General features: G+C 71.9%; 16 protein-coding genes and 1 pseudogene. 6 read left to right on the top strand and 11 right to left on the bottom strand.

The annotated features are described in order from the left end of the window. The first annotated feature begins 93 nt into the window (after positions 1 to 93). Positions 94 to 1,206 (top strand): ferritin-like domain-containing protein, encoded by a 1,113-nt coding sequence (locus OG199_RS15525; protein WP_405829937.1) that lies wholly within the window; start codon positions 94 to 96, stop codon positions 1,204 to 1,206. A 148-nt stretch (positions 1,207 to 1,354) separates the two neighbouring features. Beyond that, positions 1,355 to 1,537 (top strand): annotated as a pseudogene (locus OG199_RS15520) (ADP-ribosylglycohydrolase family protein); the annotation flags it as partial. 39 nt (positions 1,538 to 1,576) lie between these two features. On the opposite strand, the gene OG199_RS15515 reads toward OG199_RS15520, so the two are convergent. From OG199_RS15515 to OG199_RS15485, 7 genes are all read right to left on the bottom strand, one after another. Continuing rightward, on the bottom strand, positions 1,577 to 2,341 hold the full coding sequence (locus OG199_RS15515; protein ID WP_405829935.1) for a TIGR03943 family putative permease subunit: 765 nt from the start codon (positions 2,339 to 2,341) through the stop codon (positions 1,577 to 1,579). Further along, complete coding sequence (locus OG199_RS15510; RefSeq protein ID WP_356799424.1) at positions 2,338 to 3,318, bottom strand: permease; 981 nt, start codon at positions 3,316 to 3,318, stop codon at positions 2,338 to 2,340. Before OG199_RS15510 ends, OG199_RS15515 begins: the two co-directional genes overlap by 4 nt. A gap of 244 nt (positions 3,319 to 3,562) precedes the next feature. Then, the gene (locus OG199_RS15505) at positions 3,563 to 5,080 is read right to left on the bottom strand and encodes a penicillin-binding transpeptidase domain-containing protein (RefSeq protein ID WP_405829933.1); all 1,518 of its coding nucleotides are present in this window, start codon (positions 5,078 to 5,080) and stop codon (positions 3,563 to 3,565) included. A gap of 19 nt (positions 5,081 to 5,099) precedes the next feature. Then, entirely contained in the window at positions 5,100 to 6,512 is a 1,413-nt protein-coding gene (locus tag OG199_RS15500) for an FtsW/RodA/SpoVE family cell cycle protein (RefSeq protein ID WP_356799422.1), read from the bottom strand. Positions 6,513 to 6,631: 119 nt separating this feature from the next. Next, entirely contained in the window at positions 6,632 to 8,212 is a 1,581-nt protein-coding gene (locus tag OG199_RS15495) for an ATP-binding protein (RefSeq protein ID WP_405829932.1), read from the bottom strand. Beyond that, positions 8,209 to 8,997, bottom strand: coding sequence for a hypothetical protein (locus OG199_RS15490; protein ID WP_356799362.1), 789 nt, complete (start codon positions 8,995 to 8,997; stop codon positions 8,209 to 8,211). Before OG199_RS15490 ends, OG199_RS15495 begins: the two co-directional genes overlap by 4 nt. Positions 8,998 to 9,336: 339 nt before the next feature. After that, a complete protein-coding gene (locus OG199_RS15485) occupies positions 9,337 to 9,843 on the bottom strand; it encodes a dual specificity protein phosphatase family protein (protein ID WP_356799418.1) in 507 nt (168 codons plus the stop codon). Between the two features lie 97 nt (positions 9,844 to 9,940). On the opposite strand from OG199_RS15485, the gene OG199_RS15480 reads away from it, so the two are divergent. Beyond that, positions 9,941 to 10,744, top strand: coding sequence for a nuclease-related domain-containing protein (locus tag OG199_RS15480; protein ID WP_401799641.1), 804 nt, complete (start codon positions 9,941 to 9,943; stop codon positions 10,742 to 10,744). 165 nt (positions 10,745 to 10,909) lie between these two features. Here OG199_RS15480 and OG199_RS15475 read toward each other — a convergent pair whose 3' ends face one another. Both OG199_RS15475 and ligD read right to left on the bottom strand, forming a co-directional pair. Further along, positions 10,910 to 12,190, bottom strand: a complete 1,281-nt coding sequence (locus OG199_RS15475) for a GNAT family N-acetyltransferase (RefSeq protein WP_356799416.1) — start codon at positions 12,188 to 12,190, stop codon at positions 10,910 to 10,912. Between the two features lie 338 nt (positions 12,191 to 12,528). Next, a complete protein-coding gene (gene ligD, locus OG199_RS15470; RefSeq protein WP_405829930.1) occupies positions 12,529 to 13,410 on the bottom strand; it encodes a non-homologous end-joining DNA ligase in 882 nt (293 codons plus the stop codon). A 147-nt stretch (positions 13,411 to 13,557) separates the two neighbouring features. Between ligD and OG199_RS15465 the strand changes: the two genes are divergently transcribed. Next, entirely contained in the window at positions 13,558 to 14,694 is a 1,137-nt protein-coding gene (locus tag OG199_RS15465; RefSeq protein WP_405829928.1) for a Ku protein, read from the top strand. A 138-nt stretch (positions 14,695 to 14,832) separates the two neighbouring features. On the opposite strand, the gene OG199_RS15460 is transcribed toward OG199_RS15465, so the two are convergent. Together OG199_RS15460 and OG199_RS15455 are read right to left on the bottom strand one after the other, a co-directional pair. Then, positions 14,833 to 16,593 carry a beta-ketoacyl-[acyl-carrier-protein] synthase family protein gene (locus OG199_RS15460; RefSeq protein WP_405829926.1) on the bottom strand — a complete coding sequence of 587 codons (1,761 nt, stop codon included), beginning with the start codon at positions 16,591 to 16,593 and terminating at the stop codon, positions 14,833 to 14,835. Positions 16,594 to 16,892: 299 nt separating this feature from the next. After that, positions 16,893 to 17,783: a LysR family transcriptional regulator gene (locus OG199_RS15455; RefSeq protein ID WP_405829924.1), complete on the bottom strand. Its 891-nt coding sequence runs from the start codon at positions 17,781 to 17,783 to the stop codon at positions 16,893 to 16,895. Positions 17,784 to 17,984: 201 nt separating this feature from the next. Between OG199_RS15455 and OG199_RS15450 the strand changes: the two genes are divergently transcribed. Together OG199_RS15450 and OG199_RS15445 are read left to right on the top strand one after the other, a co-directional pair. After that, positions 17,985 to 18,428 carry a hypothetical protein gene (locus OG199_RS15450; RefSeq protein WP_356799349.1) on the top strand — a complete coding sequence of 148 codons (444 nt, stop codon included), beginning with the start codon at positions 17,985 to 17,987 and terminating at the stop codon, positions 18,426 to 18,428. A 38-nt stretch (positions 18,429 to 18,466) separates the two neighbouring features. Further along, positions 18,467 to 18,889 carry a nuclear transport factor 2 family protein gene (locus tag OG199_RS15445; RefSeq protein ID WP_356799347.1) on the top strand — a complete coding sequence of 141 codons (423 nt, stop codon included), beginning with the start codon at positions 18,467 to 18,469 and terminating at the stop codon, positions 18,887 to 18,889. Positions 18,890 to 18,981 lie beyond the last annotated feature (92 nt).

The following is an 18,981-nucleotide window of genomic DNA, read 5'->3' as shown; positions in this document are numbered from 1 at the left end:
GTCACTACTTATGAGACTGCCTGTCAGCAAGCTCGTCAATCCCCTGTGCGCGACTTGTTGACGACGCGTCTACTCCGTGTGAGCCTGCCGAGTATGCCGACGCACGAGCTGTACGCCAAGGACCCGGGAGATCCCCTCTGGCAGATACCGGCCTCGGGGGCAGCACGCTTCAGCTGGGAGTACGACGACGGTCGCGACCGGCTCCTCGCCCTGTACCAGAAGGGCAAGGACAAACAGTGGGACGGACAGCGGCGCATCGAGTGGGACATCGAGGTCGATCCGTACGATCCGCTCGGCACCCCCGACGAGGCGATGACCCTGTACGGGACACCGCACTGGGCGAAGATGACCGAACGGGACAAGGGCGAACTCCGGCGGCACTACACCGCCTGGCAGTTCAGCCAGTTCCTGCACGGCGAGCAGGGCGCGATGGTCTGCGCGGCGCGCATCGTGGAGTCCGTCCCCGACCTCGACGCGAAGCTCTACTCGGCCACCCAGACCATGGACGAGGCCCGGCACGCGGAGATCTACGGCCGCTTCCTGCACGAGAAGATCGGAATGCTCTACCCGGTCAACGACCACCTGCGGTCCCTGCTCGGCGACACCCTCCGCGACTCCCGCTGGGACATGCCCTACCTAGGGATGCAGGTCCTGATCGAGGGACTGGCGCTGGCGGCCTTCGGCATGATCCGCGACACCACGGACAAACCCCTCCCCAAGCAGATCCTCGCGTACGTGATGCAGGACGAGGCCCGCCATGTCGCCTTCGGCCGCATGGCGCTGCGCGACTACTACCGGCAGCTCTCCGACGCCGAACTGCGCGAACGCGAGGAGTTCGTCATCGAGGGCTGCCATCTGATGCGGGACCGGCTGCGCGGCGTCGAGGTGCTGGAGAACTTCGGTGTCCCCAGGGCCGAGGCCGAGCGGTACAGCGAGCAGTCCGAGTTCCTGCACCTCTTCCGCCGGCTGCTCTTCAGCCGCATCGTCCCCTGCGTCAAGGACATCGGCCTGTGGGGCGAACGCCTCCAGCAGGCGTACGTCGACATGGGCGTCTTCGAGATGGGCGACTCCAACCTCGATCTGCTGATGACCCAGGACGAGGAGATCGCGGAACGGCTGGACGCGCAACGGTTCGCGGCGGAGGAGCGGGCGCGCGTGGCCGAGGTCGAGGAGATGATCGAGTCGGGCGCGGACTCCTCCTCCTGAGGACGGTGTGCTCGAACCGGGGTGAGGCGGTCCGCCGGGGACGGTGTGCTCGAATCCCGGTACGGCGCACCGTCCCGACCGGCATGATCTCCGCACGACGCCCGAGCCGAACTCCGTCCCGGCCGACCGCCCGTCGGCGCGCCGCAGCCTGGAGGGCCTGGCGCTGGGCGACGCCTTCGGCGAGCGCTGGTTCCCGCTCTTCCGCGACCGCCCCGAGGCCTGTGCGGAGATCCGCGCCCGGCTCACCCCGCAGGAGCCGGCCTGGCACTGGACCGACGACACCGCGATGGCGCTGGGTGTGCTCAGGGTCCTCGACCCGTACGGAGAGGTCCGCCCGGGCGAGGCGAACGGGCTGCCCGGGACCCCCGTCTCAGTTGTTCCAGCTCTCGTCGTACGGATCGTGCGGGGTCGGGACCGGCTTGGCCTCGGTGACGTCGAGGAACGGGATGACACCGTCGTTGACCGGGTCCTTGGCCCGCTTGCCGGTGTAGGTGCCGGTGACCCGCAGCCAGGCGTCGGGCTGGAGGACGGGCGGGATGTGACCGGTCAGACCGATCTTGACCGGCTGGGCGTCGGCGGCACAGCAGTTGAGGGCCATCCGGACCAGGTACGGGGTGCCGTCGTGGCCGAGGGCGACGAAACCGGTGACCTCGATCCGCCGGTGTCCCAGGGTGCTGCCGTGTCCGTACGCGGCGCGCCCCGCGTAGTCGACGACGCTGAGCGGGAGCGGGTCGGTGGCCGGCAGGCGCGGGTAGGCGAGGGGTGCCTGGAGGGCCGTACCGGTGTGCAGGGCGCTGTAGGAGCCGAGCGCGGGCGGGGCGACCAGGATGAGGGCGAACAGGGGCAGCACGAGGAGCCAGGAGACACGGGGTTCCCGGTGCGCGTGTCCGTCCCCGCTCTCGGCCCCTTGCCCCTCGCCTTCCCCCGCGCCCTCCGCGTGGCGGTGTCCGTCCTTCGACGCGCGCCGGTCGTACCAGACCGTCGCCAGCGCCGCGAGGATCAGGACGACACCGGCCGCGAGGAGCAGGGGGCGCAGCCCGGCCTTGACGTAGCGCAGATAGAGGTCGGTGAAGCCGGCGTGCAGCACCGCCGCGCCGACCAGGAACATGATCGCCGCCTGGGCCTGCCGGTTCACAGGAGCACCGTCCCGACGAGCACCGAGCCGAGGACGGCCAGCGCGAAGGTCGCGGGCGCGAACCGCAGGGCGAACCCGCGGCCGAACGTGCCGGCCTGCATGGCGAAGAGCTTCAGGTCGATCATCGGTCCCACCACGAGGAAGGCCAGCCGCGCGGTCAGCGAGAACTGGGTCAGGGACGAGACGACGAACGCGTCGGCCTCGGAGCAGATGGACAACAGCACCGCCAGGACGGCCAGGGCGAGGATGGCCACCACCGGGTTGTCGGCCGCGGCGTGCAGCCAGCTCGCCGGTACGACGGCCTTGAGCGTGGCCGCCGCCATGGCCCCGATGACGAGGAAGCCGCCGGCGTGCATCACGTCGTGCCGTACGGACCCCCAGAACGCCGCCCCCTTGCCGAGGCCCTCGTGCGAGGGGCGGGCCGGTGGCCGCAACCAGTCGGCACGGCCCAGCCGCTGCCACAGCCACCCCATCGAGCACGCCACGAGCAGGCTCGCCACGAAGCGGGCCACGACCATCTCGGGGTTGCGCGGGAACGCGACGGCGGTGGCGGTCAGCACGATCGGGTTGATCGCCGGGGCCGACAGCAGGAACGCCAGCGCCGCCGCCGGTGTCACGCCCCGGCGCACCAGCGCCCCGGCCACCGGCACCGACGCGCACTCGCAGCCCGGCAGCACCGCCCCGGCCATCCCGGCCACCGGCACGGCCAGCGCGGGCCGCTTCGGCAGGGCGCGGGCGAAGAACGCGGGCGGGACGAACACCGCGATGGCCGCCGACAGCAGCACGCCGAGGACGAGGAAGGGCAGCGCCTGGAGGACCACCGCGACGAACACGGTCATCCAGCTCTGCATCACGGGCGCGGACAGCGCGCCGCGGACCGGGCCCTGCGCCAGCACCAGGACGACCAGCAGCATGACCAGCACGAGCGGCGAGTTGAAGTGCCAGCCCTGCGGATCGTCGGCCCGCGGTTCCCTCACCCCGGCCGGTGGTCCGCCCGCTTCCCCGGCCGATGGTTCGTCGGCGTCCTCGACCGGCGGTTTGCCCGCGCTCCTGACCGGCGGTCCGTCCGCGTCCTTGACCGGCGGTCCGTCCGGGTCGCGGTGGCCGGGCCCCGGCGGGGCCGCTCTGGTGATGCTCACGGGCGAGGTACCTCCGGCATGACAGGACAGGGGCCGTGTGGTGGGGAGCCCCCCATCAGTACGCCGATTCCGGCCGGATATCTCATTCCGGCCGCAACCGGCCTCCAGGACGCCCCTTCGGGCCTCCTTCCCCGTGCGCGTCCCGGGACCCGAGCACGGCCTGCATCACCGCCCTCGCGATCGGCGCCGCGTCCCCGCCCCCGCTGATGTCGTCGCGGTCCGCCGCCGCGTCCTCGACGACGACCGCGACCGCCACCGCGGGCTCCAGGGAGTCGTCCGCCTGGGCCCAGGAGATGAACCAGGCGTACGGCAGCCCCAGGTTGTCGATGCCGTGCTGGGCGGTCCCGGTCTTGCCGCCGACGATCGCCCCCGGAATCGCGGCGTTCGCGCCGGTGCCGTCCGTCACCACGTCCGTCATCAGCCGGCGCATCCGCGCGGCCGTCGCCGGGCTCATCGCCTGCCGGAGCGTGCGCTGTCCGGTCGTCGAGACGATGGTGCCGTCCAGCCCCTTCCTCCGTTCCACCAGGTAGGGCGACTTGACGATCCCGCCGTCCGCCACGGCCGCCGCGATCATCGCCATCTGCAGGGGCGTGGCCCGGGTGTTGAACTGGCCGATGGAGGAGAGTGCCAGCTGCGCCCTGTCGAGGACGGTGTCGAAATTGCTGGGCGCGGCCAGGAACGGGATCCGCAGCTTCCTGTCGTTGAAGCCGAAGTCCGCCGCCGTGCGGGTCATGGCCCGCAGTCCCACGTCCACACCGAGTTTGGCGAAGACCGTGTTGCACGACCACTCGAAGGCGTACCGCAGCGACGCGTCCTCGCAGCCCTCGGTCTCGTTCGTCAGCCAGGTCGTGCTGCCGGGCAGCGTGTACGGGTCGGGGGAGTCGGTCGAGTCGTCGACGTCCGACACCACGCCGGACTCCAGCGCCGCCGCGGCCGTCACCACCTTGAACGTCGAACCCGGCGGATAGGTCTGCCGGATCGCCCGGTTGAGCATCGGCTTGTCCGCCGCCTCGTTCAGCCGCCGCCACGCGTCCGTCACCGACGTGCCCGTCCCCGACAACTGTCCGGGATCGTAGGAGGGCGTCGAGACCAGCGCCAGGATCCTCCCCGTGGACGGCTGGATGGCGGCGACCGCGCCCCGGCGGCGGCCGAGCCCCTCGTACGCCGCCCGCTGCGCGGCCGGATCGAGGGTGGTGACGACCTGGCCCCCGGGGTTGCGGGCGCGTGTGACGTCGTTCCACAGCGGGAGCGGGGAGAGCATCGGATCGGTGCCGGAGAGGATGCCGTCCTCCGTGCTCTCCAGCGATGTCCTGCCGTACACCTGCGAGGCGAAGCCGGTCACGGGCGCGTACAGCGGGCCGTCCGTGTACGTCCGCTCGTAGCGGAGCTGCTCCCCGGTGTCCCTGGAGCCGGTGACCGGCCGGCCGCCGACCAGGATGTCGCCGCGGGGCTGCCCGTAACGGGCGATCGACTGGCGGCGGTTGGCCGGGTTGTCGTCGTACGTCCCGCCCCGGACGACCTGGACGCGGGCGGCGTTCACGAGGAGGGCGACGAACAGCACGGCGCACAGGGCGGCGGCCCTGCGGATGTACTTGGTCATGGTGAGTCCTTCCGGCGGCTCACGGCGCCGCCGTCCCGTCGTACTGGCTGCGGGCCGAATCGCTGATCCGGATCAGCAGCGCGACGATGATCCAGTTGGTGACGACCGAGGAGCCGCCCTGGGCGAGGAACGGCATCGCCATGCCGGTCAGCGGGATCAGACCGGTCACCCCGCCGGCGATCACGAAGACCTGGAGCGCCACGATCGAGGCGAGGCCGATCGCGAGGAGCCGTCCGAAGGGGTCGCGCAGGGCGAGGCCGGCCCGGTAGCCGCGCTCCACGAGGAGCGCGTAGAGGAGGAAGATCGCCGAGAGCCCGGACAGGCCCAGCTCCTCGCCCGCCGTCGCGAGGATGAAGTCCGACTTGGCGGCGAAGCCGATCAGGATGGAGTGGCCGAGCCCGAGACCGGTGCCGAGCACGCCGCCGGCGGCGAACGCGAAGAGGGACTGGGCGAGTTGGTTGGGGCCGAGGCCCGCGTCGATCGAGGCGAAGGGGTGCAGCCAGTCCTGCACCCGCCCGTGGACGTGCGGTTCCAGCCGGCCCACGGCCATCGCACCCGCACAGGCGAGCAGGAGGCCGACCGCGATCCAGCCGGTGCGGCCGGTCGCGATGTACAGCAGGATCACGAACAGGCCGAAGAACAGCAGCGACGTACCCAGGTCCCGTTCCAGGATGAGCACCAGCACGCTCAGCAGCCAGACCGTGACGATCGGGCCGAGGACGCGGCCGGTGGGCAACTGCAGCCGGATGAAGCCCAGAAGGGGACGGCCCGCGTGGGTGAGCGCGTTGCGGTTGGCCGCGAGGTAGCCGGCGAAGAAGACCGCGAGGAGAACCTTCGCGAACTCGCCCGGCTGGATGGAGAATCCGGCGATCCGGATCCAGATCCGGGCGCCGTTCACGGCGGGGAAGAGGATCGGCAGGAGCAGCAGCGCGAGCGCGGTGACGACCGAGACGTAGGTGTAGCGCTGCAGGACGCGGTGGTCGCGCAGGAAGAACACGACCACGATGAAGAGCGCGACACCGAGGGTCGACCAGATGAGCTGGATGGGGGCGGCCGGGTCGCCGGGGGTCTCCAGGTCGAGACGGTAGATCAGCACCAGGCCCAGCCCGTTGAGGAGGACGGCGATCGGCAGCAGCAGCGGATCGGCGTACGGCGCCCGCAGCCGCACCGCGAGGTGCGCGAGGAGTGCCAGCACACCGAGCCCCGCGCCGTAACCGGCGGCGCCGGGCGGGACGGTGCCGTGCCGGGCGAGTCCCACGGCGCAGTACCCGTACACGGAGAGCAGCACGGCGACGACGATGAGCGTGAACTCGATGCCGCGGCGCCTGGCGAGGCGTGCGGACGGGAGGGGCGGGGGCGGGTCCGCCACCACGGTCGTTCCGGTCGTTCCGGCTGTTCCGGTCGGGTCGGTCGTTCCGTCCGAACCGGGCATTCCGGGCTGAATCATGTCCGGAACGTAGCAAGTGGTGGAGCTGATGTCCCGTCATGTAGTGATGAACGGTCCGTTTCGGTGTACCTCGCGCGGGTTCACCGCGCTCGGCGGCGGATGACTCAGAGGCCGTTCCCGCGGTCCCGGCCGTTCTCGTCGCCCCCGTCGCCCCCGTCGCCCCCGTCGCCCCCGTCGCCCCCGTCGTGCCGCGCGCTCCGCTCGTCGTGCTCGTTGTGCTCGTTGTGCTCGTCGTGCTGATCGTGCTCGTCCGGCTCTTCCCGGTCGTCCCACGGTTCCCGTTCTTCCCCTTCGTCCCGAGGGAGCGTCAAGGTCGCCAGCGCGCCGCCGTCGGGAGCGTTGGTGAACATCAGCCGCGCGCCGAGCACCTCCGCCTGGCCGAGCGCGATCGTCAGGCCGAGGCCGTGGCCCTTGGAGCCGCCCTCGGTACGGAAGCGCTGCGGCCCGTGCTCCAGCAGGTAGTCCGGATAGCCGTCACCGTGATCGCGTACGGTCACCACCGGGCCGTCGACGGTCAGCGCCACCGGCGCCCTGCCGTGCTTGTGCGCGTTGGCCACCAGGTTCCCGAGCACCCGCTCCAGCCGGCGCCGGTCGGTCTCCACCCGTGCGTCGCGCACGACATGGACCTCGGTCTCGGTGCCCGACGCCCACACCACCCGGCCGGCGAGCGGGGCCAGCGGCTCCGAGTCCAGTTCCAGCCGCTCCCGTCCGGCGTCCAGGCGGGAGATCTCCAGCAGATCCTCGGTGAGCGTGCGCAGCGTGGCGACCCGGTCGCGCACCAGTTCGGTCGGGCGGCCCGGCGGCAGCAGCTCGGCCGCCGCGTGCAGCCCGGTCAGCGGGGTGCGCAACTCGTGCGCGACGTCCGCGGTGAAGCGCTGCTCGCTCAGCAGTTTGCTCTGCAGCGAGGCCGCCATCGTGTCGAGCGCACCGGCGACGGCGGCCACCTCGTCCTGGGGGCGCGTCGGCCGCTGCGTACGCGGGTCGGCGACGGCGCGGGGGTCGACGACGCCACGGGAGTCGTAGGCGGTACGGGAGTCATGGACGGTACGGGGGTCGTTGACGCGCGCGTCCAGGTCGCCGGCGCTGATCCGCCGGGCCACCCGCGCCGTCGCGTGCAGCCGCCGGGTCACCCGGGTCACCGCGAACGCCCCCACCAGCAGGGTCGCGCCGATCGCCAGTGCCGAGGACCACACGATCGCCCGGTCCAGGGCGTCGATGGCGTGGGCGCCCTGCGCGTAGTCGAACTGCACGGCGAGCGCCCGCCCGCGGCCGGCGGGTCCGGCCGCCCACATGGTGGGGTGCGTGTCCTGGTCGCCGACCATCGTGCCGCGCCGGCCGTCGGTGGCCAGTTCGCGCAGCGGGGCCGGCAGCCCCGGCAGATCGACGCCCGCGCCCGGCGGCAGCCGGTCGCCCTCCTCGTACTCCGCCGTCACCTCGGTCAGCCGGTCGAGCGCGCGGCCGCGGGCCTCGCCGACGGTCTGGTTGGTCACCGACACGTGCACGAGGACGCCGAGGAGGGCGGCGAGGCCGCAGCACATCACCGCGAGGAAGGCGGTCGCCTTCCAGGTGAGGGTGGCCGTCCAGTGGGGGACGCGGCAGAGGGCCCGCAGGGTGCGCACGGCACGGAGACGCCGGGCGGGGCGGAGGTGTCCGGCGGGGCGGAGGTGCCGTCGGGCGCGCGTCATGTGCCGCTCGCCGACGGGGACGGGGACGGCGACGGGCCCGAGGTCGTGAACGGGGGCGCGGACGCGGACGGCGGCGGGAGTGGCGCGGGGGTGGTGGTCCGGGTGGGGGAGGGGGTGCCCACCCGGAGGATCTCGTCGCGGGTCGCCAGCATCGCGTTCTGGTGCGCGTCCCAGGTCCACACCGTACGGAACTCGTAGCCCGGCAGGGTCGAGGGCGAACGGATGATCACCTGGCGGCCCGCGAGCTCGACGCTGACCACGCTGTCCGAGGTGCCCATGACCTGCACCAGCCTGTGGTCCAGGAAGGCGTACACGCGCACGGCCAGCTGGTTGCGGGGAAAGCGGATGCCGAGCACCATGTCGTCCTTCCCGTCACCGGTGAGATCGCGGTAGTACGCCTTCAGGACCGGGCAGTCCTTGCCGAGCGCGCCCTTCTTCCCGCAGTTCTCCAGCTGCCGGGCCGTCGCCGCGTGCGAGGCGTTCGCGCCGGAGTACTCGTCCGGGTGCGCGGCGACCTCGGCGCGCACCACGTCGAGCGGGTTCACCTTGTGGATGTCGTCGCCCGGCGCGGTGACCCCCTTGACCGTCTCGGTGTCGGCCTCGCCGTAGTCGAGGGCGGGCGTCGACGCGGGAGGCAGCTCCGGCCAGAGCCTGGCGGGGCCGACGGCGGTGGGCGTCTCACCCGCGGCGCGCAGGGCACCGGAGTCGCCGCAGCCGGCCAGGACCGCCACCAGCGCGGCGGCGAGGGCGGCGAGCGTGAGGCGGCTGGGCCGAGTGGGGGTCACTGCTCTCCTGCGTCCGGGCCCGCCTCGGTCCGGGGCCGGGGACGGCTCGGTGCGCGAGGCCGGCGTGAAACCGACGGAACCGACGCCCTACACCTTATTCGTACGGAAGTCCTTTTTGTTCGCGAGCGGGCCGTCGACCGGACTCCCGTGTTCCGGCGGCCGAGACCCCACCGTTCCGGCGGCCGAGACCCCACCGTTCCGGCGGCCGCGCCCCGCCGTCATGCCGGCCGGAGCCTGCTGTTCCGCCGCCCGAACCCCGCCGTTTCGACGGCCGGACTCCCTGGTTCCGCCGCCGTTCCTGCCGCTCGGTCCCCGCCGGGACGCCCGCCCGTGCCTCCGCTACTCCGCCAGTTCCTCCAGGAGCCGGGCGGTGGGAAGCCCGGCCCGCAGGTACTCCACGAACAGTTCGTTGTGCAGGGCCCACGGCGAGCGGCGGCCCCGGATCAGCCGTATCGCCTCGTCGGAGCTGTGCCCGGCGAGGACCAGCGCGTGGGCCACGACGAGCCCTGAGCGGTTGTAGCCGTGGTAGCAGCGGACCAGGACCCGGCGCCCGTCCTCCAGCGCGTCGTCCGCGGCGCGCGCGAGACGGATCACGCCCGCCAGCTGCGTGCCGTCCAGGGGGCCGTCCGGGATCGGCCACACATGGTGTTCGACGCCCGGGTCCGGGCCGTGCCCCGGGAGCCGCAGCAGCGTCAGGACCAGGTCGAACTCGTCGTGCACGACGGCGAATTCCGGCTCCCCGGAGCGCCCCGCGAAGGCGTGCCCGCCCATCCACAGGCCGGGCACGATCTCACTCCACGGGTTCTGCGGAGCGGGTACATCGGGTTGCTTTCTGCGAGTCCGCAACGGCGCCTCCCACAACTCCCCCAACTGCTCACAAAGGTAACCGGGTTCTTGCCCCTGGAGCACCCCGCCTGTTCCCATGGTCATGGGGTGATGGTGCATGAACGGACTGCGGGTCGTACCGGCCTGGCGCCACGGACAGGAGCGTCTCTACGTGTGCCTGACCGACGGGAGGAACGTCGCCTGGTACGACCGTGACACGGCCCGGGTCAACCTGCTCAGCGAGGACCGGCGGGAGGACGTGCTCGACACGCTCGCCCCGTTCCTCACCGGCCCCGTGACCGTGGGGCCGCCCCCGGTCCCCACCCCGGCGGAACTGGCCCGCCTCGCCCTCCACCCGGACGACGACCTCGCGCCCAACCGGCCCGGCGAGGCACTGGTCGTCGCCCTCGACCGGGACCCGGGGCCCGCCCACCGGCTGCGGCCCGACCCGCGGCGCCGCGCGCTCGCCGCCGAGCAGGCCGTCGGCGACGCCCTCGACCGGCTGGAGGGGGCGGGCTGGCACACCGTGCACTCGGTCCCCCTGCCCGGCGGTGACCGTATCCACCACCTGGTCATCGGTCCCGGGGGCCTCTTCTCGGTCCGCGCCCTGTACGCCCGCAAGCAGCGGGTCCTCGTCACCGACCCCATGGTCACGGTCGGCCGCCGCGAGCCGCGCCCCCTGATCCGGCAGGTCCGCGCCGACGCCGGCCGGGCCTCGTACGCGCTGACCGCCGAGGTCCGTCCCGTCCTGGCCCTGGCCGGGGCCGCCGCCCTCGACGTCCTCTCACCGCTCCGTGAGCTGCGCGTGCTCCAGGACACCGAGCTGTCCTCGCTGGCCCGGCTGGGCGGGGTCCTGAAGCCGGCGGACGTGGAGGCACTGCACGCGATGGCCCGCGACCGGCAGACGTGGCTGAGGGTGTGACGCCCCCGCCGCCCGTCCCGCTACCGCCGGGTGACGGGTGCTCGTTCGCCGGGGACACGGGTGCTCGACCGCCGGGGACACGGGCGTTCGACGGTCGGTGTCGCGTCCCTACGTCACATCCGCACGTGACGTCACATCCGTCCGTACGTCACATCCGTCCGTACGTCACATCCGCACGTGACGCTCGATGTCCTCCTCGAACTCGGTGAGGGCCTGCGCGGTGAGGGTCGGGCGGGTGTCGGCGACCGCCGCCAGGTAGTCCTCGGTCCCGGCCGGTGTGCCCCGGCGGTCGGTGATCTCGCGCTCGAACGCGGCCTGGGCACCCTTGCGGGCGGCGAACTCGATGTCGGCGGGGGTGAACATCTCACTGGCCGCCACCAGCCGGTGCAGCTCGACCCGGTCGGCGGCGGGCCCGAGATAGCGCCGCCAGATGGCCTCCCGAGCGGCCGGATCGGGAGGGCCGACCGGGATGACGTAGTCGAACCGCCCTGGCCGCAGGAACGCCGGATCCAGTGAACGCACGGAGTTCGTGGCGCAGATCAGCAGCCGCTCGTCGTGGTCGCGGAAGCCGGGGATCAGCTTGAGCAGCTCGTTGGTGACTCCGTGGCCGGGATCGACGGCCAGACCGGACCGGGCGCCGGCGATCTCCTCGACCTCGTCGATGAACAGCACCACCGTCTCCAGTTCCGCCAGCTCGGCGAAGGTGTCCCGCAGCGACGCGGCGAGCCCCTCGGCGCCCGCGGCCAGCCGGGACGGGAAGAGCTCCACGAACGGCCACTCCAGCCGGGAGGCGACCGCCTTCGCGAAGCTGGTCTTCCCGGTGCCCGGAGGCCCGAAGAGGATGACCGCCTTCGGCGGCGCCACCCCGTACCGCTCGGCCAGCGCGGGCTCGGCCAGCGGCAGCACGATCCGCCGCTCGATGGCGTCCTTCTCCCGCTCCATCCCGGCAAGTGCGTGCCAGAGCCCCTGCGGTTGCAGTCTCCCGCCGAGTTCCGCGAGCAGACCCGCCTCGCCCGCGCCGAGATGTTCGACCTTCTCGTAGAAGACCAGCCCGGTGCGCACCCGGTAGCCGGAGTTCTCCAGCGCCGTCGTCCCGGTGGCCCCCGGGGCGAGCAGCGCCCCGATCCGCCGTACGTCCTGGGTCCGCAGCCGCCGTTCGAGTTCGCCGATCAGGGCGCTGCCGATGCCCCGGTCGCGCCACGCGGCGGAGAGCGCCACCAACGTGATCCAGGCCCGATCGCCCCGGGCCTGCGCCACCGCCATGCCCACCACCACGTCGTTCCCCGCCACGGCGACCACGGCGGGGCCGCCGCCCCGGGCGGCCGCCATGACCTCGGAGACCGGGAACACGGTGGCGGCGTCGTCCGCCTGCCGGTTCTGGTCCCACATCTGGATCGCCTGGTCGAGATCATCGTCGTGGAAGTCCCGCAGTCGCCACGTCGGCATCATCGCCACCTCGCCGGCAGGCCGCCACCGCCCCTGGTGGCGTGCGGCCACCCACCCAGCGCCGCCTTGTCCCGTCCCGCCTCGTCCCGACCTGTCCTGCCCTGCCCTGCCCTGCCCTGCCCTGCCGTGCCCTGCCGTGCCCTGCTGTTTCACGGCCCGCCCCCGTGACTCGTTGCTGTTCATTGTCCGCGCGGGCCGGACGCCCGGCGACCCGAGGCCAGGTGCCCCGGCGACCCGTCTACCAACGGGGAACGGGGCCCACGGGCCGATGGCGGTCCGACAGGACGCGCGAGCCGGGAGGGCGCCGCGCGCCAGGAACCCCGTCCGGCGTCCGTCGCTCACGGCAAGGGGTGCGCGCGGCCCGGATCCAGCAGCGGTGCCAGCAGATCGCCGTACCGTTCCAGCCGCGGCGCGATGTCCCGGGCGTGGAAGACGAGCCGTCCCGGCTCGCCGCAGTCCGCGACCTCGTCCCAGGTGACGGGCGCGGAGACGGTCGGCGTGGCCCGGGCCCGAAGGGTGTACGGCGTCGCCGTGGTCTTGCGCGCGGCGTTCTGGCTGTGGTCGACGAAGACCTTCCCCGGCCGCAGGCTCTTCGTCATCCGGTGGGTGACGAGGCCCGGCAGCGCCCGCTCCGCCTCGACGGCGAGCTCCTTCGCGTAGGCGCTGACGTCCTCGGACGCCACCGGCACCAGCGCCGCCAGCAGATGCAGCCCCTTCGAGCCGGACGTCTTCGCGTACGCCGTGATGCCGTCCGCCGCCAGCCGCTCCCGGAGCCACAGGGCGACCTGGCAGCACTCGACGACCGTCGCGGGCGCGCCCGGGTCGAGGTCGAACACCAGCCGGTCCGCCTCGCCGGGCGCGTCCGCCCGCCACTGCGGTGTGTGGAACTCGGTGACGAGGTTCGCGGCCCACATGAGCGAGGCGAGGTCCTGAACCAGGACCATACGGGCGGGACCCTCCGTCCGGGGGACCTCGGCGGTCCGGACCCAGGCGGGGGCGCCGGGCGGCACGTTCTTGGTGAAGAAGACCTGGCCGTCCGGTCCGTCGGGATAGCGCAGGAAGGAGACCGGCCGGTCGTGGAGGTGCGCCAGCAGAGGGGCCGCGGCCGTCGCGCAGTAGTGCAGGACCTCGCCCTTCGTGAAGCCGGTCGCGGGGTAGACGACCTTCTCCAGGTTGGTGAGCGCGAGCCGCCGTCCCTCCACCTCGGTGATCGGCGTCATGGGTCGAGCGTCGCACGAAACCGTGGGCGAGGCGCTCGACCGCCCGCCTGCGGATGTGCTGCCGCGAACACGCGTCTAGCCTGACTTCCAACCGCACCTCTCGAATTCCGTGTCGGACCTCTCGCCTCACCCATCCGTGTCAGGAAGGTGCTGCACGTGCGATCCATCTGGAACGGCGCCATCTCCTTCGGGCTGGTCAGTATCCCGATCAAGCTCGTGAACGCGACGGAGAGCCACTCGATCTCCTTCCGCCAGATCCACCTCGAGGACGGTGGCCGGATCCGGTACCGGAAGTTCTGCGAACTGGAGGACCGCGAGGTCACCTCCGGTGAGATCGGCAAGGCGTACGAGGACGGCGACGGCTCGCTGATCCCGGTCACGGACGAGGACCTGGCCGCGCTGCCGCTCCCGACCGCCAGGACGATCGAGATCGTGGCCTTCGTGCCGGCCGACCGGATCGATCCCTTGCAGATGGACACGGCCTACTACCTGTCCGCGAACGGCGTCCCCGCCACCAAGCCGTACGTCCTGCTGCGCGAGGCCCTCAAGCGCAGCCGGAAGGTCGCCATCGCGAAGTTCGCGCTGCGCGGACGGGAGCGGCTCGGGATGCTGCGGGTGGTGGACGACGTCATCGCCATGCACGGGCTGCTCTGGCCGGACGAGATCCGCGGTACGGACGAGGTGGCCCCGGACGCCGGCGTGACCGTCCGCGACCAGGAGCTCGACCTGGCGGACGCCCTCATGGACACCCTCGGCGAGGTCGACCTCGCGGACCTGCACGACGACTACCGCGAAGCCGTGGAGGAGTTGATCGCCGCCAAGGCCTCCGGCGAACAGGCGCCGGCCGCGCCCGCCGGGGAGAAGGCGGGCGGCAAGGTGCTCGACCTGATGGCCGCCCTGGAGAAGAGCGTGCGCGCGGCGAAGGAGTCCCGCGGCGAGGAACCGGACGGGGCGACCGGCGGGAAGGCAGGGGAGCGGACCGGCGGGAAGGCCGGGGAGGCCGGCGGGACCGCCGAGGTCACCCCGCTCCCGGCCCGCAAGTCGGCCCGTACGGCGCCGAAGGCGGTCGGGGGGAAGAAGTCCACGTCGACCGCGAAGAAGACGGCGGCGAAGAAGGCGGCGACGAAGAAGACCACGGCGAAGCAGTCCTCCGGGACCACCGCCCGGACGGCGACGAAGTCGACGGCCCAGGGGTCCGCCAAGGGCGCGGCCAAGAAGACGGCCGCCAAGAAGAACACCGCGACCGCGAGGAAGACGACCCCGCGCAAGCGCGCCTCGGCCTGAGACACGGCGGGCCCGCGGCGTACCGGTAGGCCCGCCCGTACGCCCGTACGCCCGTAGCCCGTAACCCGTAGCCCGTAGCCCGTAGCCCGTACGCCCGTATGTCGGTCTGTTCGGTCTGTCGGTACGCCTGCACGGCGGTCACCCCGTCCGGCGAAAGGCCAACACCGCGTTGTGGCCGCCGAATCCGAACGAGTTGCTGAGGGCGAGGTCGCCGGACGCGGGGAGCGGGCGGGGGCTCTTGGTCACCACGTCCAGGTCGATGGCGTCGTCCGGGACGTCGCGGCCGATGGTGGGCGGGATGAGGCCGTGATGGAGGGTGAGCACCGTGGCGACGGCCTCCACACCGCCCGCTGCTCCCTGGAGATGGCCGAGGTGCCCCTTGAGCGCGGTGACGGGCACACGCGCGCCGAGCACGGCGCGCAGCGCGCTCGCCTCGGCGAGGTCGCCGTCGACGGTGGCGGTGGCATGCGCGTTGACGTGGACGACGTCGACGATGTGGGCGCCCGCGTCCTGGACGGCCCTGCGCAGCGCCAGTTCCACGCCGCTGCCGGACGGATCGGGCGCGGCCATGTGGTGGGCGTCCGCGGACAGGCCCCAGCCGGCGGCCTCGCAGTAGACGCGCGCCCCGCGTGCCCGGGCGTGCTCCTCGGCCTCCAGGAGCAGGAACCCGGCGCCTTCGCCGTTCACGAAGCCGTCCCGGTCGCCGGCGAACGGCCGGGAGGGGCTGGTGGATCCGATCGGGTGGGCGGACAGCGCGCGCATCGCGGCGAAGGAGGCCATGATCGCCGGGGTGACCACCGCCTCGGCGCCCCCGGCGAGGGCGACGTCGACCCGCCCGTACCGGATGCGGTCAATGGCCTGCCCGATGGCCTCGGTGCCGGAGGCGCACGCGCTCGTCACGGTGCGGGCCTCGCCGGTGATGCGCAGGAAGAGCGACACCTGTGACGCGGCCTGCGAGGGCACGGTCATCGGCGTGGTCAGCGGGGAGACCGCGCGCGGTCCGCGGTCGCGCAGCCTCCGGTCGCCGCCGACCAGGACGGAGGCGTCGCCGAGGATGGCGCCGACCGAGACGCCGACCCGCTCGGGGGCGAGCCCGCTCTCCCTCGTGCCCGCCGGGTCGAATCCGGCGTCCTGCCAGGCCTCGCGGGCGGCGAGCACCGCGAACTGGGCGGACCGGTTCATCCGACGCGCCTGCGGCCGGGGCAGCAGTCCTACGGGGTCCACGGGCACGGTCCCCGCGATCCGCACCGGCAGTCCGGCGAACTCCTCGCTCTCCAACTCCCGTATCCCGCAGCGGCCTTCGATCAGCCCCTGCCACAGTTCCCCGACCCCGACACCGAGGGGCGTCACGGCGCCGAGCCCGGTGACGACGACCCGGCGCGGCGCACGGACCTGGTCGGATCGGCGCGGACGCGGGTGATGACGTACGACGTGTCCCCGCCGGACGGCTCGCGCGGCCCGCTCCCGCAACTCCGCGTCCGAGACCGGTTCCTGGGCCCCGCTGTCCAGGTCCCGGTACCACCGGCCCCACCTACGGGTGTACGACTCCTCGACGGCGTCGGGGTCCACGACGCGCAGCGAAGCGACGCGGTCCCCGTCCCTGAATTCCACCGCGTGGAGGTCGGACGAAATGATCTCGGGAATTGCCGACACGTCCATCCGGCGGCACCCGACGGTCACTCGGAGACTCCGCTCGAATACCGCGTCGTGATCTTTTCCGCCGAGTGGCGGCCGCAAGGTCAGTCGAATGGTGTGCGGGGTCTCGGGCAACGTGTGCATCACCACGGACCAGGTGTTCTCCGCCACGTCCTGCGCGGAGAGGGCGAGAAGATCACCGGGAACCACTTCGGCGACGGTGACGGCGTGCGGCTGTACGGGAACGTCGGATGAGTAGTGCATATGAGCGATTGCTTCCTGTGGGGCCTTCCGTCATCAACTGTCGGCGAAGAAGTACGGATTGCCTAGATGCGTGCACCATTTACGTGGGCAACGCCACCGAAAGCAATTGAGCCCTTTCCACGCGGCCGATGATCGGGGGGCACCGAGGAGATGCGCGTCGCGCGACGCCCCCGTGCCGCCGGGGGAGGTATCCGAAGTCCCAACGCACGTTCACAGAAGCCGCGTTGGCTCCCCGTGCTGCCGTACTCGACCGCCTCACGCCTTGGCCGGGCGGGTCACCCTGCGCACGGAGGCGACGCTCACCCTTGCCAGAGGAACTCGCGCGCCATCTCGATCATGGCGCGAGCCGCGGCACGGGGCGTGCGCCCGGACGGAGCGGCCAGGGAGAACTGCCATTCCAGGTCGGCGTCGTCGACGGTCAGGGTGGCGACGTCCTCTCCCTTGCCGAGGGAGACCCGTGGCAGCAGCGCCACGCCCAGGCCGTTGCGGACGTAGGCCACACCCGTGGTGAGGTCGGTGATCTCGATGGCGACGCGATGGGGGACGGAGGCAGCGGCGAAGGCCCGGTCGGCCACGGTCCGGTTGCTGTAGCCCGCGGGGAAGTCGACGAAGTCCAGGCCGGCCAGTTCGGCGATCGACACGGTGCGGCGTTCCGCGAGCGGATGCGTGGCCGGCACGACGAGGTCGAGCACCGAGGTGGCGAGGTCGGTCAGCGTGATGCCCGTCGGGGGCGGTCCGGGCCCCGAGACGAAGGCGAGGTCGAGCCGCCGTTCGAGGAGGGCTTCGACCAGGCCCTGGGAGCCGGAGGGGGCGGCGCTGGTCTGGAGGAACACGCCGGGATGACGTCGGTGGAAGTCACCGAGGAACACGGGCAGGTCGATGAGCCCGACCGTGGCTATCGCGCCCAGCCGCAGGGTGCCGCGCAGTCCGCCGCGGACCTCGCCCACGGCGTCCGCGGCCTCCCGGGCGGCGTCGAGGGCGGCATGGGCACGCGGCAGCAGGGCGGCACCGGCATCGGTGAGCAGCACGCCTTTGCGGGTGCGCTCCAGCAACGGCGTGCGGAGTTCTCGCTCGAGGGTCTTGATCGTGGTGGAGACCGCGGACTGGACGACGTGCAGCCGTGCGGCGGCACGGGTGAAGTTCGCTTCCTCGGCGACGGCGACGAAGTACTCGAGCTGGCGCAGTTCCACCCTCCGAGTATCCCTCGGCGAGCCCTCGAGGTATCTCCCAGCGAGATGGCGGCAGTCTCCGACTTTCGTTGGACAGTACCGCTTGCGTCCAGCGATCCTGTTAGAAGTTCAACCGATGAATTTCCACCGATTAAGTTCAACCAATGAAGTTCAACCAATGAAGTTCATTCGATGAATTAACCGACAGCAGGAGGCTGAAGAATGACGTACAAGACGCCACCGACATATCTGGGCAGCGGCGATCCGGCGCGACAGCGCCAGGACTACTACCCCCCTTGGCTGGACAATCTCGCCGACGACGTGACGCTGGAGGCCGGGGTCTTCAGGGGCACCATCCACGGGGCCGAGGACGTCTTCGCGATGCTGTCCTACGCGCGCACTCTGTACGACTTCCAGGACTTCATCTACATCGGCGAGTATGGAGAGAACGGCTTCGTCGAGGACTACGCGGCGACGGTGGACGGCAGGCCGATCGGCAACATCGCGGTCGTCTACTTCAACGAAGAGGGGAAGACGCAGCATCTCGTGATGAACCACCGTCCGCTGCAGATGCTCAACTACTTCTCCCGCAAGCTGGGCGAACACTTCGCGGGGACCGAGTACGCGAAGTATGTCGCCGACCCGTCGGATGCCGACCGCGACTGACGGATTCCCCCTCATTTCTGCTGCGATCCGGAGGAAACATGTCGCGTAATCAGGCAATAGTGGACGCTTGCCGGCGAGCATATTCAGGATTCGAGGAGAACGACTCCTCGGACCTGGTGGCCCTCATGTCGCCCGAGGTGGTGTTCGACTTCCCCACCTCCCTGCCGTACGGCGGGACATTCCATGGGCCTGAAGGGTTTCTCGCCTTCTACCAGGACATCTACGATCACTACTACGAGACCTTCACGTACGACGCACACACAGTGCTCGATGCCGGGTCGCACGTGGTCGTTCCCGTCAGGGCCAGGGCGAAGGCGAAGACCGGCCGCACCATGGAGAACGAACACTGCCTGCTGTTCACCGTGAACGACGGGCTGATCGTCGCGGCCCGACTGTACGCGGACACCGCCAAGGGTCGTGACTCGATCGACGGCCTCCAGGTGGCACCCCGGGCCTCCTGAGCCCGGCACCGGCGCAGCGGGCATTCGCACTCGCGGAATTGCCCGCCGCCGGAAATCTTTCCCGGGACCGGGCATACCGATCCCGAAATGAC

The sequence above is a fragment of the Streptomyces sp. NBC_01176 genome (assembly GCF_045039825.1).
In the GTDB taxonomy this organism is placed as follows: Bacteria; Actinomycetota; Actinomycetes; order Streptomycetales; family Streptomycetaceae; genus Streptomyces.
This window is presented reverse-complemented; position numbering and strand designations above follow the sequence as displayed.